The sequence below is a fragment of the Mesorhizobium sp. B1-1-8 genome (genome assembly GCF_006442795.2).
GTDB lineage: Bacteria > Pseudomonadota > Alphaproteobacteria > Rhizobiales > Rhizobiaceae > Mesorhizobium.
Genome location: NZ_CP083956.1, coordinates 1,972,954 through 1,986,712, shown reverse-complemented (window position 1 = coordinate 1,986,712; position 13,759 = coordinate 1,972,954). Strand labels below are relative to the sequence as shown.

Sequence of the window (13,759 nt, the reverse complement as noted above, 5' to 3'; positions counted from 1 at the left end):
AGAGCCATGCTAGATCCTGTCGTGAATTTCTTCACCTGGATTTTCCAATGGATCGGCCGCGGGATCGGCTTCGTCGTCGGCATCATCCTGTGGCCGTTCATGTGGGTCGGCCGCTGGTATGGGCAGCGCGGCTGGATCCTCAAGGCGGCGGTCGGCCTCGCCTTGCTGGTGCTGATCGGCCTCTATGCCAACTTCTTCTACGCTACGCAGTGGTGGAACAATTTCGACCCGAACTACCCCGACAAATACACTTTCGAGAAGCGCAACGTTTCTGCCGGCGAGCAGGTCTCCGCGGGCGCCAGCACCAATACGGCGAGGACCTGCGGCAATTCCGGCATCGCCCAGGTGGCCGCGGACCTGACCGACTTCAACGTCAACCAGAATGCCTGGGTCTCCTCGATGGTCCTCTACAAGCTCGGCCTGTTCGGTATCGACTGGGACAACACGCCGTGGATGGACAACAAGGCCTCCTTCCAGCGCGGCATCAACCAGGCGGTGCGCCGCACCGCGACCGAGCTTGCCGACAATCTCGGCCGTGTGCGCACCACCTCGCAGATCGATAGCAATCTCCAGGATGCCCGTGGTCAGCTGCAATACGACGAATCCATCTGGTACATCAGCCGCAACGGCATGACCGCGACGACGCCAAGCATGTATCGTCGCGCGGTCGGCAATCTGCGTTCCTTCAACGCCCGGTTGGCCGCATGCCAGACGACATTCGACGCCCGCGCCGACAATCTGAAGCAGTATATCGACCGCATCGCCAGCGACATCGGCTCGACATCCGCCATCCTCAAGGAGCGCGCCGAGAACCACAATGACGGCTGGTTCGATTTCCGCGCCGACGACCGCTTCTGGTTCGCCTACGGCCAGCTCTATGCCTATTACGGGCTCATGAAGGGCGCTCAGGCCGACTTTGAGGGCGTGATCAAGGAAAAGCACCTGCAGAATCTGTGGGACACGATGGATGCGCAATTCGTCTCGGCGCTGCGCATCCAGCCCTTCATCATCGCCAATGGCCGCGAGGACGGCTGGCTGCTGCCGACGCATCTGACGACGATGGGCTTCTACGTGCTGCGCGTGCGCTCCAACATGGTCGAGATCAGCAACGTGCTGAGCCAGTAGCGTCGGCTGCCGGCAGTCGGGCAATGGTGGATTTGCGCCGTCGCTTCTGTCGTTTTTCGCGTATTCAGCGGCTGTTTTGAGACGGCGGAACGGCATCCGCTCTGGCTTCTATACGGCGCAACGAACCGGGCGAAAAAGACCCGGGAAGGCTCGACCGGGAAGCAGCAATATTCTTTCTTAACAGGAAACATAGTTGCATGAAAGTTGACGCCGCGGCAGCGACAGGGTTAGAACGTGACCTTGCGTCCGCGCGGCGCCTCGAACATGCACAAATAATCGAACCCTCCACCGCCCAATCCAGAGGAAAGCCGTCATGGCCGAAGTGAAGTCCGACATCGAGATCGCGCGCGCAGCCAGGAAGAAACCGATCCAGGAGATCGGCGCCAAGATCGGCATCCCGTACGAGCACCTGCTGCCCTATGGCCACGATAAGGCGAAGGTCTCGGCCGAGTTCATCAAATCTGTGAAGGGCAACAAGGACGGCAAGCTGATCCTCGTCACCGCCATCAACCCGACGCCGGCCGGCGAAGGCAAGACGACCACCACGGTCGGCCTCGGCGACGGTTTGAACCGCATCGGCAAGAAGGCGATCGTGTGCATCCGCGAAGCCTCGCTCGGCCCGAATTTCGGCATGAAGGGCGGCGCGGCCGGCGGCGGGTTGGCCCAGGTCGTGCCAATGGACGACATGAACCTCCATTTCACGGGCGACTTCCACGCTATCACCACCGCCCATAACCTGCTCTCGGCGCTGATCGATAACCACATTTACTGGGGCAATGAGCTCGGCATCGACACCCGCCGTGTCGTCTGGCGGCGCGTCATGGACATGAACGACCGCGCGCTGCGCGAGATCATCGCCTCGCTCGGTGGTGTCGCCAACGGCTTTCCGCGCGAGGCCGGCTTCGATATCACCGTCGCCTCGGAAGTGATGGCGATCCTGTGCCTCGCCACCGACCTCAAGGACCTCGAGAAGCGCCTCGGCGACATCATCGTCGCCTACCGCCGCGACAAGTCGCCGGTCTATGCCCGCGACCTCAAGGCCGACGGCGCCATGGCGGTGCTGCTCAAGGACGCCATGCAGCCCAATCTGGTGCAGACGCTGGAGAACAACCCGGCCTTCGTGCATGGCGGCCCGTTCGCCAACATCGCGCATGGCTGCAACTCGGTTGTTGCCACCACGACGGCGCTGAAGCTCGCCGATTACGTCGTCACCGAAGCCGGCTTCGGTGCCGACCTTGGAGCTGAAAAATTCTTCGACATCAAGTGCCGCAAGGCCGGCCTGAAGCCGGCAGCGGCCGTCATCGTCGCCACCGTGCGCGCCATGAAGATGAATGGCGGCGTCAAGAAGGAAGATCTCGGCAAGGAGAACATCGAGGCGGTCAAGAAGGGCTGCGCCAACCTTGGCCGCCACATCGAAAACATCCGCCAGTTCGGCGTGCCGGCGGTGGTCGCCATCAACCACTTCTATTCCGACACCGACGCCGAAATCCAGGCGATGAAGGACTATGTCGCCTCGATGGGCGAAGAGGCGATCCTGTGCAAACACTGGGCCAAGGGCTCGGCCGGCATCGAGGATCTCGCCAACAAGGTGGTGGCGCTGGCCGAATCCGGCGCCTCGCAGTTCGCGCCGCTCTACCCCGACGCCATGCCACTGTTCGAGAAGGTCAACACCATCGTCAAGCGCATCTACCGCGGCGACGAAGCGATCGCTGACAAGTCGGTCCGCGACCAGTTGCATGCCTGGGAAGAGGCAGGCTATGGCAACCTGCCGGTGTGCATGGCCAAGACGCAGTATTCCTTCTCGACCGACCCGAACCTGCGCGGCGCGCCGACCGGCCACACCGTGCCGGTGCGGGAAGTCAGGCTTTCGGCAGGCGCCGGCTTCGTCGTCATCATCTGCGGCGAGATCATGACCATGCCGGGCCTGCCCAAGGCGCCGTCTTCGGAAAAGATCTTCTTGAACGAGGCCGGCCAGATCGAAGGGTTGTTCTAAACATTCTTCGAGCTGAGAATGACCAAGGCGCCGCACTGCTGCGGCGCCTTTTGCTTGCCCGGATTCCTCAAGCCGCCGCCGAGGAACCGAACTTGTCTCATACCACAACAAGAGGCGCCGCATCGCTTTGGCGCCTCTTGTCGTTCACATAGCTCCGGTCTAGGCGGCGCTTCGCGCCAGCGCCCGTTGGTTCGAGGCATAGATCGTGTCGCGTTCCGGCAAGGCGCCGGTCTTCAGGCAATCGATCCAGTCGGCCGTCTTCAGAACCGCGGCGAAGCGCGATTGCAGGACTATGCTCACCACGCGGTGGATCTCCTCGGCCGAGGCATAGCCGGCGCTGTTGGCATAAGGCACCGAGCCGCTCGCATCGGACAGGAACTCGACCGCGAAGCCCATATGCACGGCATGGATGATGGTCGAAAGATCGCAATTATGCGTCATATAGCCGACCACCGCGATCGTATCGATGGCATTGGCGCGCAGCCACTCTTCTAAGTCGGTGCCGGTGAAGGCGGAGGGCAGCATTTTCTCCACGTAGTGATCGCGGCTACGCCTGGCGATCTCGGGATGCAACTCGCCGCCATGGCTGCCTTTGGCGAAGATCGGTGAGGTCTCAGGCGCCATCTGCTTGACGACGACAATCTTGATGCCGGCCTCGGCGGCGGCATCCATGGCGCGCGCCACGTTGACGACGCTGTCGCGGAAGGGCGGATGCTGGATGGCGAGGTTGCCGCCGTCATAGTCGTTCTGGACATCGACGACGATCAGCGCGCGGCTCGGCTGATTGGCGGGTTTTGACATAGTGAGTTCCTTTCGGCTGCGTTGATGGACACAGGCTAAGCTGCTCTCCGACTGACAGAAAGTGGCCCGATTGACATCATTCGAAAGAATTGGGACATTGTACTCAGTCAAAGGATGCCTGCCATGAAAGCTCCGATCATCGCCGCCGTCGCGTTCGATGGCATCAGCCCGTTCCATCTTTCCGTGCCTTGCCTGGTGTTCGGCGCGGACCGCACCAAGCTCGGCCTGCCCCGCTTCGACTTCCGTGTCTGCGCTGCCGAACAAGGGGCCATCCAGACCGATGCCGGGTTGAGCATTTTAGTATCGCACGACCTCTCGGCGCTGGACGATGCGGATATCGTCATCATTCCAAGCTGGAAGGACCTCGATGCTCCAGTTGAGGCGCAATTCAAGGACGCGCTCTGCCGGGCGCATCGGCGCGGCGCGCTGATTGTCGGCCTTTGCCTCGGCACCTTCGCCATCGCCGCTGCCGGGCTTCTTGCCGGGCGAAGGGCGACGACGCACTGGGCCTATACCGACCAGTTGCAGGACCTCCACCCCGACATCGCCGTCGATGCGGGCGTGCTCTATGTCGACGACGGCGACATCATCACCTCCGCCGGCGTCGCCGCCGGACTGGACTGCTGCCTGCATATCGTGCGCGCCCGCTACGGCGCCGAGGCCGCACTTCGGCTCGCCCGGCACGTCGTTCTGTCGCCGCACCGGCAAGGCGGGCAGGCGCAGTTCATCGAGCGTCCGCTTGAGCCGACGCCGAACGCCGACCGGTTCACGCACGCCCTCGACCAGGTGCGGGCATCGCTCGGCGAAGCGCACAGCCTGGACAGCGTCGCCGATGCGGCCGGTCTCACCCGCCGAACATTCACGCGCCGCTTCCAGAAGACGATCGGCACCAGCTTCGGCGACTGGCTGGCCGCCCAGCGCATCGCGCTGGCGCAAAGGCTGCTCGAGACGACCGACAAATCGATGGACATGGTGGCCTTCGAGGCCGGCTTCGGCAGCGCCACCTCGCTGCGCCAGCATTTCGCCGCGCGGCTGAAAACCTCACCGGTGCAGTACAGGCGCGAGTTTTCCAGAAGCGCCCGGCCGGGCAACGGTCGGGCCTACACGGCTGCGGACGCGCTCAACGGCGCGTAATCACCCGCGCCGGGTTGCCGGCCACCGTCGTGTTCGCGGCCACATCGCGCGTCACCACGGACCCTGCGCCGACGATGGCGCCCTCGCCGATGCCGATGCCGCCAAGGATCACCGCGCCGCCGCCGATCCAGGCATCGTCGCCGATCGTTACCGGCTTGGCGATCTCCAGTCCGGCGCGCCGGCCGGCGGCCTCGCGGTGATGCTCGGCGCAATAGATCTGCACATTGGGGCCAAGCAGCGTTCGATTGCCGACGCGCACCGGCGCCGTGTCGAGGATGGTGCAGCCGGCATTGAGGAAGACGCGGTCGCCGAGGAACAGGTTGAAGCCGTAGGCGCAGTGAAATGGCGCCTCGATGCGCGCGCGCTCGCCGACGCCGCCGAGCAGCGCCCGCAAGGCCGGTCCGATGTCTCCGCGCTGCCGGGGCGGCAGGCTGTTGTGCTCGAACACAGCATCGCCCGCGACAACGCGCAACGCTTCCAGCTCCGGATCGATACAAGTGTACCACTCGCCCGCCGCCATCCTCATGCGTTCGCTCGTGGTCATGGCTGCGTCTCCCGTCCTGCCTGCGGCGCCAAAGCAAAATCTCGTTCCATGGAAAAGCCCGCTGGTCAAAAGCCGGCCCTATGCTAGCCTGCCTTAGTGTGGGCTGTCCCGGTCCGCGATTGAGGGGTCGATCATGCTTTATCTTTTTGCTTTGCTGATCGGCATGGTCGCCGGCCTGCGCGCCATGACCGCGCCGGCCGTTGTCGCCTGGGGCGCCTGGCTCGGCTGGCTGCCGCTCGCCGGCACCTGGGCGAGCTTCATGGGCCATTGGATCGCCGTCGGCATCTTCACCATCCTGGCGATCGTCGAGCTTATCGCCGACCAATTGCCGTCGACCCCAAGCAGAAAAGTGCCGCAGCAATTCGGCGGCCGCATCGTTGCCGGCGCCTTCGCCGGCGCGGTGCTGGGCGCGGCCGGCGGTTCTACCATCGGCGGCCTGATTGCCAGCGCCATCGGCGCGGTGATCGGCACGCTCGGCGGCGCCGAGGCGCGCGCCCGGCTGGCGGCCGCGTTCGGCAAGGATCTGCCCGCAGCCCTTGTCGAGGATGCGGTGGCGATCGTCGGCGGCCTGCTGATCGTGGCGGCCGTGGCATGACGGCAAAGACCTTCGACGCCATCATCATCGGCGCCGGCCAGGCCGGCACTCCGCTCGCCGGGCGGCTGACTGCGGCCGGTATGAGCGTGGCGCTGGTCGAGCGCAAGCTCATCGGCGGCACTTGCGTCAACACCGGCTGCACCCCGACCAAGACGATGGTGGCAAGCGCCTACGCCGCGCATCTGGCGCGGCGCGCCGCCGACTATGGCGTGACGCTCGGCAGGCCCGTCGGCGTCGACTATAAGGCGATCAAAGCGCGCAAGGACAAGGTCTCGGGCGCCTCCCGCACCGGGCTGGAAGACTGGATTGCCGGAATGGACAAGTGCACGCTCTATCGCGGCCATGCGCGCTTCGAATCCGCCAACATCGTGCGTGTCGGCGACGATCTGCTGACTGCCGAAAAAATCTTCCTCAACACCGGCGGCCGGGCCTCGGTGCCGGACCTGCCCGGCATCAACGACGTGCCCTATCTCACCAACTCCTCGATGATGGACCTCGACGTGCTGCCGCGCCATCTGGTCGTCGTCGGCGGCAGCTACATCTCGCTCGAATTCGCGCAGATGTTCCGCCGCTTCGGCTCCGAGGTCACGGTCATCGAGAAAGCCCCCCGGCTGATCGGCCGAGAGGACGAAGACGTCTCGGCCGCCATCCTGTCTATCTTCGAAAATGAGGGCATCGCGGTCCATCTCGGCGCCGACGACATCGCTTTCGCAAGGCGAGGCAACGACGTCGCCGTGACCTTCTCCGCCGGCAAGCCGCCGGCGGTCGGCTCGCATCTGCTGCTGGCGCTGGGCCGCACCCCCAACACCGACGATCTCGGCCTCGACAAGGCCGGCGTTCAGGTCGACCAGCGCGGCTTCATCACCGTCGACGACCAGCTGCGCACCAGCGTCCCCGGCATCTGGGCGATGGGCGACTGCAACGGCAAGGGCGCCTTCACCCACACCTCCTACAACGACTACGAGATCGTCGCCGCCAACCTGCTCGACAACGATCCGCGCAAGGTCAGCGACCGCATCGAGGCCTATGCGCTCTACATCGATCCGCCGCTCGGCCGCTGCGGCATGACGGAAACGGCGGTCAGAAAATCCGGCCGCCGGGCGCTGGTCGGCCAGCGGCCTATGACCCGTGTCAGCCGTGCCGTCGAAAAGGGCGAGACTCAGGGCTTCATGAAGATCCTTGCCGATGCCGATACCGGCGAGATCCTCGGCTGCTCGGTGCTCGGGCCGGGCGGCGATGAGGCGATCCACTGCGTGCTCGACCTGATGTATGCCAAGGCGCCGATCTCGACGCTCGCGCGGGCAATGCACATCCACCCCAACGTCTCGGAACTGCTGCCGACCATCGCCCAGGAGCTCAAGCCGCTGACCTGAGACCGGATCAGCCGCCCGGCCCGGCTGGACCACTCGACAGTCCCGCAACAAACATGCATGTCTGGCCTCTCCATCGGAGGCACCTTATGCAAAAGACGATCGAACGCATCGCTGGCGACAGCGAGGGCACAGTTTACGAATTCCCGGTCCTGCGCTTCGACGGAACGGACAAGGCCGCAGCATCGGCCTATCTGCAGGCCGCCCTCCATGCCGGCGAATTGCCGGGCGTCGTCGCCATCGACGCGCTGATGCCGATGCTTGCCAGGGCGGAAGCGGAAGGCCGCATCAAAGGCCCAATAACCATTGTGCCCTGGGCCAATCCGATCGGCCGCGCGCAATATCATTTCGGTGAGCATCAGGGCCGCTTCCACCTCGGCACCCGCACCAATTTCAACCGCGGCTTTCCGCTGCTTGCGGCGCCGGATATCAAGCTCCTGCCGGACACTACGTTTGGCGGAGCGGATCAGCGGCTGAAGGCGCGGCTGGTGCAGCTTTCGCTCGGCCACGACATCGTGCTCGATTTGCATTGCGACGACGAGGGCCTCGCCTATCTCTACATCCACACCAGCCTGTGGCCGGCGATGGCCGATTGCGCGGCCGCCATGGGCGCCGATGCCGTGGTGTTGTGGAGCGAGGACACCGACGGCACCTTCGAGGGCGCCTCCATCATGCCCTACCAGAACGTCCCGGCGAGTATCGCGCGCTTCGACCGGCGCGTCGTCACCACGGTCGAATATCGCGGCATTCTCGATGTCGACGGCGCGCTTGCCGCTTCCGATGCCGAAGGCCTTTACCGCCTGCTGGTGGCGCGCGGCGTCATTCAGGACCCATCGGTCGCCAGGCCGGGTAATTTTGGCGGCGCCGTCATCCCGCTCGAAAACATCGACATGATGCCCTCGCCCAGGGCCGGCGCGATCCTTTACGACGTCAAACCCGGCGATCGCGTCGAGAAGGGCGCGCGGCTCGCCACCATCGTCCACGCGCCTGGCGAAATGGGCGGCCGTACCGAGGTGCTCGCCCCGCAGTCAGGCCTGATCCTGACCAGGCGTTCACGCCGCATCATCCGTGCCGGTGAAGACCTTCTGAAGCTCGCCGGCGACAGGAAGAGCGCCGACGCGCGATCCGGCACGCTGGAGGACTGAGCTTCACCATCCGGACGAAATCCAGTTGCGTGGCCGGCTATTCACCGCTATGGGAGTCGGCATGAACATGCGTTCGAACAAGACCATTTGGTGGTGGGCTCGCTGACAGCGGCCGGTTCGAACGCGTTTGCGTGAAAGAGAGGGTGGCCGCAACGGAATGTCCGGGCGGCCATTTGTTTTTTAAACGCCATTCCCGGGTCCGTTGCCCAAAACGCTGATGGAGACGGCGATGACGACAACAGTTCTGGACAATGGAGCGGAGCGCTTCGTCACCGCAGGCGGTGTGACGATCACCCGCGAGCGCCATGACCAGCCTTACGCAGGCGCGATCGACGCCTATGTCGACGGGCTGAACTCCCGCCGCGGCGCGGTGTTTTCCTCGAATTACGAATATCCCGGCCGCTACACGCGCTGGGATACGGCCATAATCGATCCGCCGCTGGTGATCTCCGCGCGAGGCCGGTCCATGCGCGTCGAGGCGCTGAACAGCCGCGGCGAGGTGCTGCTGCCGGTGATCGGCAAGGCACTCAGGGGCCTGAGCGAGGTGACGATCGCCGAGACCTCGAAAAGGCTGATCCGCCTCGATGTCGCCAAGCCCGGGCGTGTCTTCACCGAAGAGGAGCGCAGCCGCGTTCCATCCGTCTTCACGGTGCTGCGCGCCATCACCGCGTTGTTCAGGACCGACGAGGACGCCAATCTCGGTCTCTACGGCGCCTTCGGCTACGACCTCGCCTTCCAGTTCGATCCGGTCGACTACAAACTGGAACGCAGGCAGACCCAGCGCGATCTCGTGCTATTCCTGCCCGACGAGATCCTGGTCGTCGACCATTACTCGACCAAGGCCTGGACCGACCGCTACGACTATTCCGGCGAGGGTTTTTCGACCGAAGGTCTGCCGCGCGACGCCAACGCCGAGCCGTTCAGGACCGCCGACCGCATCCCGCCGCGCGGCGACCACGAGCCGGGCGAATATGCCAACCTGGTGCGCAAAGCCATGGAAAGCTTCAAGCGCGGCGACCTCTTCGAAGTGGTGCCTGGCCAGATGTTCTATGAGCGCTGCGAAACCCAGCCCTCCGACATTTCCCGCAAGCTGAAGTCCATCAACCCCTCGCCCTATTCCTTCTTCATCAATCTCGGCGAAAACGAATATCTGATCGGCGCCTCGCCGGAAATGTTCGTGCGCGTCAATGGCCGCAGGGTCGAGACATGCCCGATCTCCGGCACGATCAAGCGTGGTGACGACGCCATTTCCGATAGCGAGCAGATCCTGAAGCTGCTCAACTCGAAGAAGGACGAATCCGAGCTCACCATGTGCTCGGATGTCGACCGCAACGACAAGTCGCGCGTCTGCGAACCCGGCTCGGTGCGCGTCATCGGCCGCCGCCAGATCGAGATGTATTCGCGGCTGATCCACACCGTGGATCATATCGAAGGCCGGCTGCGCGAAGGCATGGACGCTTTCGATGCCTTCCTGTCGCACGCCTGGGCGGTCACCGTCACCGGCGCGCCGAAACTATGGGCTATGCGCTTCATCGAGCAGAACGAGAAGAGCCCGCGCGCCTGGTATGGCGGGGCGATCGGCATGGTCAATTTCAACGGCGACATGAATACGGGCCTGACGCTTCGCACCATCCGCATCAAGGACGGTATCGCCGAGGTGCGCGCCGGCGCCACATTGCTTTTCGACAGCATTCCCGAGGAAGAAGAAGCCGAAACCGAACTGAAGGCATCCGCCATGCTCTCCGCCATTCGCGACGCCAGGACCGGCAACGCCACGGGCGCCGAGCGCGCCACCGCGCGCGTCGGCGACGGCGTCAACATCCTGTTGGTCGACCATGAGGACTCTTTCGTCCATACGCTCGCCAACTATTTCCGTCAGACCGGAGCCAATGTCTCCACCGTGCGCTCGCCGGTCCCGGAAGAGGTTTTTGACCGGCTGAAGCCGGATCTCGTCGTGCTCTCGCCCGGCCCGGGCACGCCGAAGGATTTCGACTGCGCCGCCACCATCAAGAAGGCGAGGAGCCGCGACCTGCCGATCTTCGGCGTCTGCCTCGGCCTGCAGGCGCTGGCCGAGGCCTATGGCGGCGAGCTCAGGCAATTGCACATTCCCATGCACGGCAAGCCGTCGCGCATCCGCGTCTCCAAGCCCGGCATCATCTTCTCCGGATTGCCGAAGGAAGTGACGGTCGGCCGCTATCATTCGATCTTCGCCGACCCGGTGCGCCTGCCCGACGATTTCCTGGTCACGGCCGAGACCGAGGACGGCATCATCATGGCCTTCGAGCACCGCAAGGAGCCGGTTGCCGCCGTGCAGTTCCATCCGGAATCGATCATGACGCTCGGCCACAACGCCGGCATGCGCATCATCGAGAACATCGTCGCGCATCTGCCGCGCAAGGCCAAGGAAAAGGCTGCCTAGAGGCGATGACCGAGACGCAGGACACGACGACGGCCGCGGCGAAAGCCGCGACCAGGCAGAAGGTCGCAAAGCTCGCTTTCTGGTCGATCGTCGTCGCCAGCGTTGTGCTCGCCCTCAAGGTCGCCGCCTGGTACATCACGGGCTCCGTCGCGCTCTATTCGGACGCGGCGGAGTCGATCGTCAACGTCATCGCGTCGGTCGCCGCCTTCTGGGCGATCCAGGTCAGCTACAAGCCCGCCGATCAGGACCATCCCTTCGGCCACCATAAGGCCGAGTATTTCTCGGCTGTTCTCGAGGGTGTGCTGATTGTCGTTGCAGCGCTGCTGATCCTCAACGAGGTCTGGCGATCCTGGCAGCATCCGGCGCCGCTCGAGCAGCCTTGGGAGGGCCTTGCCGTCAACGGCGTGGCGACGATTATCAACGCGATCTGGGCCTGGACGCTGATCCGCGCTGGCCGGAACGCGAGATCGCCCGCTCTCGTCGCCGACGGCCAGCACATCATGACCGACGTGGTGACCTCCGTCGGCGTATTCGGCGGCCTCGTTGGCGCCGTGCTCACCGGCTGGCAGATCCTCGATCCGGCGCTTGCCGTCATTGTTGCGCTGAACATCCTGTGGCAAGGCTGGCACGTCATCGGCTCGTCGATGAACGGGCTGATGGACCGTGCCGTCGACAACCAGGAGCACATGCAGATCCGCGACATCATCTCGGCCAATTCGAAGGGCGCGCTCGAGGTGCATGATCTGAAGACGCGCATCGCCGGACGCGCCACATTCATCGAATTCCACCTGGTCGTCGATGCCGATATGTCGGTCGGCGCCAGCCATGTCATCTGCGACCGCATCGAGGACGCGCTGAAAGCCGAGATCCCTTCCGTGCGCGTCACCATCCATGTCGAGCCGGACGACGAGGCGAAGCTGCCGAAAGGCACCACCGCGGTGCCGTTCGCCTGAAGGCGACTTCCCGTCGCGATTTGGAAGATTAGCCGGCGCCTCTCAACTTCACTGGTTACGGCGCGCAGGCCGACTGCGGCATCGGCTCCAGCCGATAGACTTTGTCGTCCGACTTCGTCTTGCCTTCGGCCGCCTTCGAGCAGAGATCGACGATCGCCACCGCGTTGTTGGGGTTAGCCAGCATCATCATGCCATTGGCGCCGCGCTTGAGGAAAATTTCCTTTTGCGAGATGTCGCAGGAAAAATTGCTCATCTTCGAGCTTGCCGAGCAACGCCACTGGTCGGCCTCGCCTTGGCACGAATAGGTCTGCGTGAGCTTGGCGCCTTTTTGCCTGCTCGTCACCGAAACAGCGATATCGGCGCCGTCGGGCCAGTTCGCGGCGTCGCCGCCTTGCGCGAAGGAGGCGAGCTCGATGGAGCCGCGGAAGACGCGGATCGACTGCGTCACCTGATCGGGGTGCGATTTCAGATGCGCATCATCATAGTCGCGGCCATAGCAGAAAGGCTGGTCGGGCTTCAGCCGCACGCGCAACGGATCGCCAAGCGCCGGGTCGATCGGATCGATGCGCGCGAACTCTGCCTTGCAGGCATCGGCCGGCATCGGATCGAGACGGAAATTGTCGTCTTCGCTGCCCAGTGCCTGCTCGTCGTACTTGGCTTTGCCGAGATCCTCCTCGGCGCCGGCATCGAGATACACGTCCGGCTGTACGTTGGAGAGGATCAGCTTCCCCTCGTCGTCGACCTTCAGCGAAGCGAGCGTGCGGTCGCACTCCATGCCGCAGCGGATGCCGCTCGCCTCGTCGCTGGGGTCGTCCTTGTTGCACCAGCCGCTCGCCCATTCCGGTTTCTTGGCGCCGCGCACCGTAGTGGTGAGAAAGCCGTTATAGGAGGTATCCTGGTTGGCGGCGGGCTCTTCGTTCGGCCGGCTGACCGGATCGCGGCCATAGAAGAAAAAGATGCGCGCAACCTTCTGTTGCGGATGCGCCTTGAGATGAGCCGCGTCATAGACGCGCCCGAAGCAGGCATCGGCGCCGGTCGGGCTAAGTTCGGGAAGATTGGGCGGCTGCTCGGCACGCGCAACGCCGGCAAAAGCAAAAAGAGCAGCGCCAAACGCCGCCAAGGTCCTCAATGTCATGTGATCCTCCCGCCGACAGGACTGCGATATGCTAGTCTAGGAGTGCAACCCGGGCCACGCAAAAAATTCCGCAAGCGGGTGAACGAAGGGAGGGTGCGATGCTGCGCCGTGACATTTTTCGTGCCGGCCTGGCCGGAGCCGTGGGCCTTTTCGGCTTGCGCCGCGCGAGCGCGGCACCGGCCGGGGAAAGGCTGAAGGTCGCCTATCACCTCAGCGATGCCGACAAGGTCAATTTCGTCCTCGGCAACATCAAGAACCACTATGAGGGCACCGGCGGCAATGTCGACATCGTGCTCGTCGTGCATGGCCCGGCGCTTGCCGCCTTCAAGACCAAGGGCGCGTCCGGCGCTATTTCCAGCCGGTTTGCCGGCCTTGTCCAGCAGGGGCTCGCCCCGCAGGCCTGCGGCAACACCATGCATGGCATGGAGATCACGCTTGCCGATCTGCTCGGCGGCTTTCAGGTCGCCGAGAAGGGCGGCGTCGTCAAGCTCGCGGAACTGCAGCGCCAGGGCTATGTCTATCTGAGGCCCTGAATTCATGCGGGC

The 13,759-nt window shown here is 64.2% G+C and carries 12 protein-coding genes; 9 read left to right on the top strand and 3 right to left on the bottom strand.

Features of this window, described 5'->3' with window-relative positions:
* Positions 1-6 precede the first annotated feature (6 nt).
* Positions 7-1,125: a DUF2333 family protein gene (locus FJ974_RS09715; RefSeq protein ID WP_140530068.1), complete on the top strand. Its 1,119-nt coding sequence runs from the start codon at positions 7-9 to the stop codon at positions 1,123-1,125.
* Positions 1,126-1,438: 313 nt separating this feature from the next.
* The gene (locus FJ974_RS09710) at positions 1,439-3,118 is read left to right on the top strand and encodes a formate--tetrahydrofolate ligase (protein WP_140530067.1); all 1,680 of its coding nucleotides are present in this window, start codon (positions 1,439-1,441) and stop codon (positions 3,116-3,118) included.
* A gap of 159 nt (positions 3,119-3,277) precedes the next feature.
* Here the strand turns inward: FJ974_RS09710 and FJ974_RS09705 are convergent, their stop codons facing one another.
* On the bottom strand, positions 3,278-3,919 hold the full coding sequence (locus tag FJ974_RS09705) for a cysteine hydrolase family protein (RefSeq protein ID WP_140530065.1): 642 nt from the start codon (positions 3,917-3,919) through the stop codon (positions 3,278-3,280).
* A gap of 123 nt (positions 3,920-4,042) precedes the next feature.
* Here FJ974_RS09705 and FJ974_RS09700 point away from each other — a divergent pair, with 123 nt between their 5' ends.
* The gene (locus FJ974_RS09700) at positions 4,043-5,053 is read left to right on the top strand and encodes a helix-turn-helix domain-containing protein (RefSeq protein WP_140530063.1); all 1,011 of its coding nucleotides are present in this window, start codon (positions 4,043-4,045) and stop codon (positions 5,051-5,053) included.
* On the opposite strand, the gene FJ974_RS09695 is transcribed toward FJ974_RS09700, so the two are convergent.
* On the bottom strand, positions 5,040-5,597 hold the full coding sequence (locus FJ974_RS09695) for a sugar O-acetyltransferase (RefSeq protein WP_140530062.1): 558 nt from the start codon (positions 5,595-5,597) through the stop codon (positions 5,040-5,042). The genes FJ974_RS09700 and FJ974_RS09695 overlap by 14 nt on opposite strands.
* A 133-nt stretch (positions 5,598-5,730) precedes the next feature.
* Here FJ974_RS09695 and FJ974_RS09690 point away from each other — a divergent pair, with 133 nt between their 5' ends.
* The 5 genes from FJ974_RS09690 (at position 5,731) to FJ974_RS09670 (ending at position 12,079) form a co-directional block, all read left to right on the top strand.
* On the top strand, positions 5,731-6,192 hold the full coding sequence (locus FJ974_RS09690; RefSeq protein ID WP_140530060.1) for a DUF4126 domain-containing protein: 462 nt from the start codon (positions 5,731-5,733) through the stop codon (positions 6,190-6,192).
* On the top strand, positions 6,189-7,565 hold the full coding sequence (locus tag FJ974_RS09685) for an FAD-containing oxidoreductase (RefSeq protein ID WP_140530058.1): 1,377 nt from the start codon (positions 6,189-6,191) through the stop codon (positions 7,563-7,565). Before FJ974_RS09690 ends, FJ974_RS09685 begins: the two co-directional genes overlap by 4 nt.
* Positions 7,566-7,651: 86 nt before the next feature.
* Positions 7,652-8,707, top strand: coding sequence for a succinylglutamate desuccinylase/aspartoacylase family protein (locus tag FJ974_RS09680; protein WP_140530057.1), 1,056 nt, complete (start codon positions 7,652-7,654; stop codon positions 8,705-8,707).
* 229 nt (positions 8,708-8,936) lie between these two features.
* Positions 8,937-11,126, top strand: a complete 2,190-nt coding sequence (locus FJ974_RS09675) for an anthranilate synthase (RefSeq protein ID WP_140530055.1) — start codon at positions 8,937-8,939, stop codon at positions 11,124-11,126.
* A gap of 5 nt (positions 11,127-11,131) precedes the next feature.
* Positions 11,132-12,079, top strand: coding sequence for a cation diffusion facilitator family transporter (locus FJ974_RS09670; RefSeq protein ID WP_140530053.1), 948 nt, complete (start codon positions 11,132-11,134; stop codon positions 12,077-12,079).
* 55 nt (positions 12,080-12,134) lie between these two features.
* Here the strand turns inward: FJ974_RS09670 and FJ974_RS09665 are convergent, their stop codons facing one another.
* Positions 12,135-13,214 (bottom strand): hypothetical protein, encoded by a 1,080-nt coding sequence (locus FJ974_RS09665; protein ID WP_140530051.1) that lies wholly within the window; start codon positions 13,212-13,214, stop codon positions 12,135-12,137.
* Between the two features lie 98 nt (positions 13,215-13,312).
* Here FJ974_RS09665 and FJ974_RS09660 point away from each other — a divergent pair, with 98 nt between their 5' ends.
* Complete coding sequence (locus FJ974_RS09660; protein WP_140530050.1) at positions 13,313-13,747, top strand: DsrE family protein; 435 nt, start codon at positions 13,313-13,315, stop codon at positions 13,745-13,747.
* Positions 13,748-13,759: the final 12 nt, after the last annotated feature.

Bases quoted from the DNA above. Each gene is read 5' to 3' on its own strand.
- FJ974_RS09715 (WP_140530068.1), top strand. From the start codon at position 7: ATGCTAGATCCTGTCGTGAATTTCTTCACCTGGATTTTCCAATGGATC.
- FJ974_RS09710 (WP_140530067.1), top strand. From the start codon at position 1,439: ATGGCCGAAGTGAAGTCCGACATCGAGATCGCGCGCGCAGCCAGGAAG.
- FJ974_RS09705 (WP_140530065.1), bottom strand. From the start codon at position 3,919: ATGTCAAAACCCGCCAATCAGCCGAGCCGCGCGCTGATCGTCGTCGAT.
- FJ974_RS09700 (WP_140530063.1), top strand. From the start codon at position 4,043: ATGAAAGCTCCGATCATCGCCGCCGTCGCGTTCGATGGCATCAGCCCG.
- FJ974_RS09695 (WP_140530062.1), bottom strand. From the start codon at position 5,597: ATGACCACGAGCGAACGCATGAGGATGGCGGCGGGCGAGTGGTACACT.
- FJ974_RS09690 (WP_140530060.1), top strand. From the start codon at position 5,731: ATGCTTTATCTTTTTGCTTTGCTGATCGGCATGGTCGCCGGCCTGCGC.
- FJ974_RS09685 (WP_140530058.1), top strand. From the start codon at position 6,189: ATGACGGCAAAGACCTTCGACGCCATCATCATCGGCGCCGGCCAGGCC.
- FJ974_RS09680 (WP_140530057.1), top strand. From the start codon at position 7,652: ATGCAAAAGACGATCGAACGCATCGCTGGCGACAGCGAGGGCACAGTT.
- FJ974_RS09675 (WP_140530055.1), top strand. From the start codon at position 8,937: ATGACGACAACAGTTCTGGACAATGGAGCGGAGCGCTTCGTCACCGCA.
- FJ974_RS09670 (WP_140530053.1), top strand. From the start codon at position 11,132: ATGACCGAGACGCAGGACACGACGACGGCCGCGGCGAAAGCCGCGACC.
- FJ974_RS09665 (WP_140530051.1), bottom strand. From the start codon at position 13,214: ATGACATTGAGGACCTTGGCGGCGTTTGGCGCTGCTCTTTTTGCTTTT.
- FJ974_RS09660 (WP_140530050.1), top strand. From the start codon at position 13,313: ATGCTGCGCCGTGACATTTTTCGTGCCGGCCTGGCCGGAGCCGTGGGC.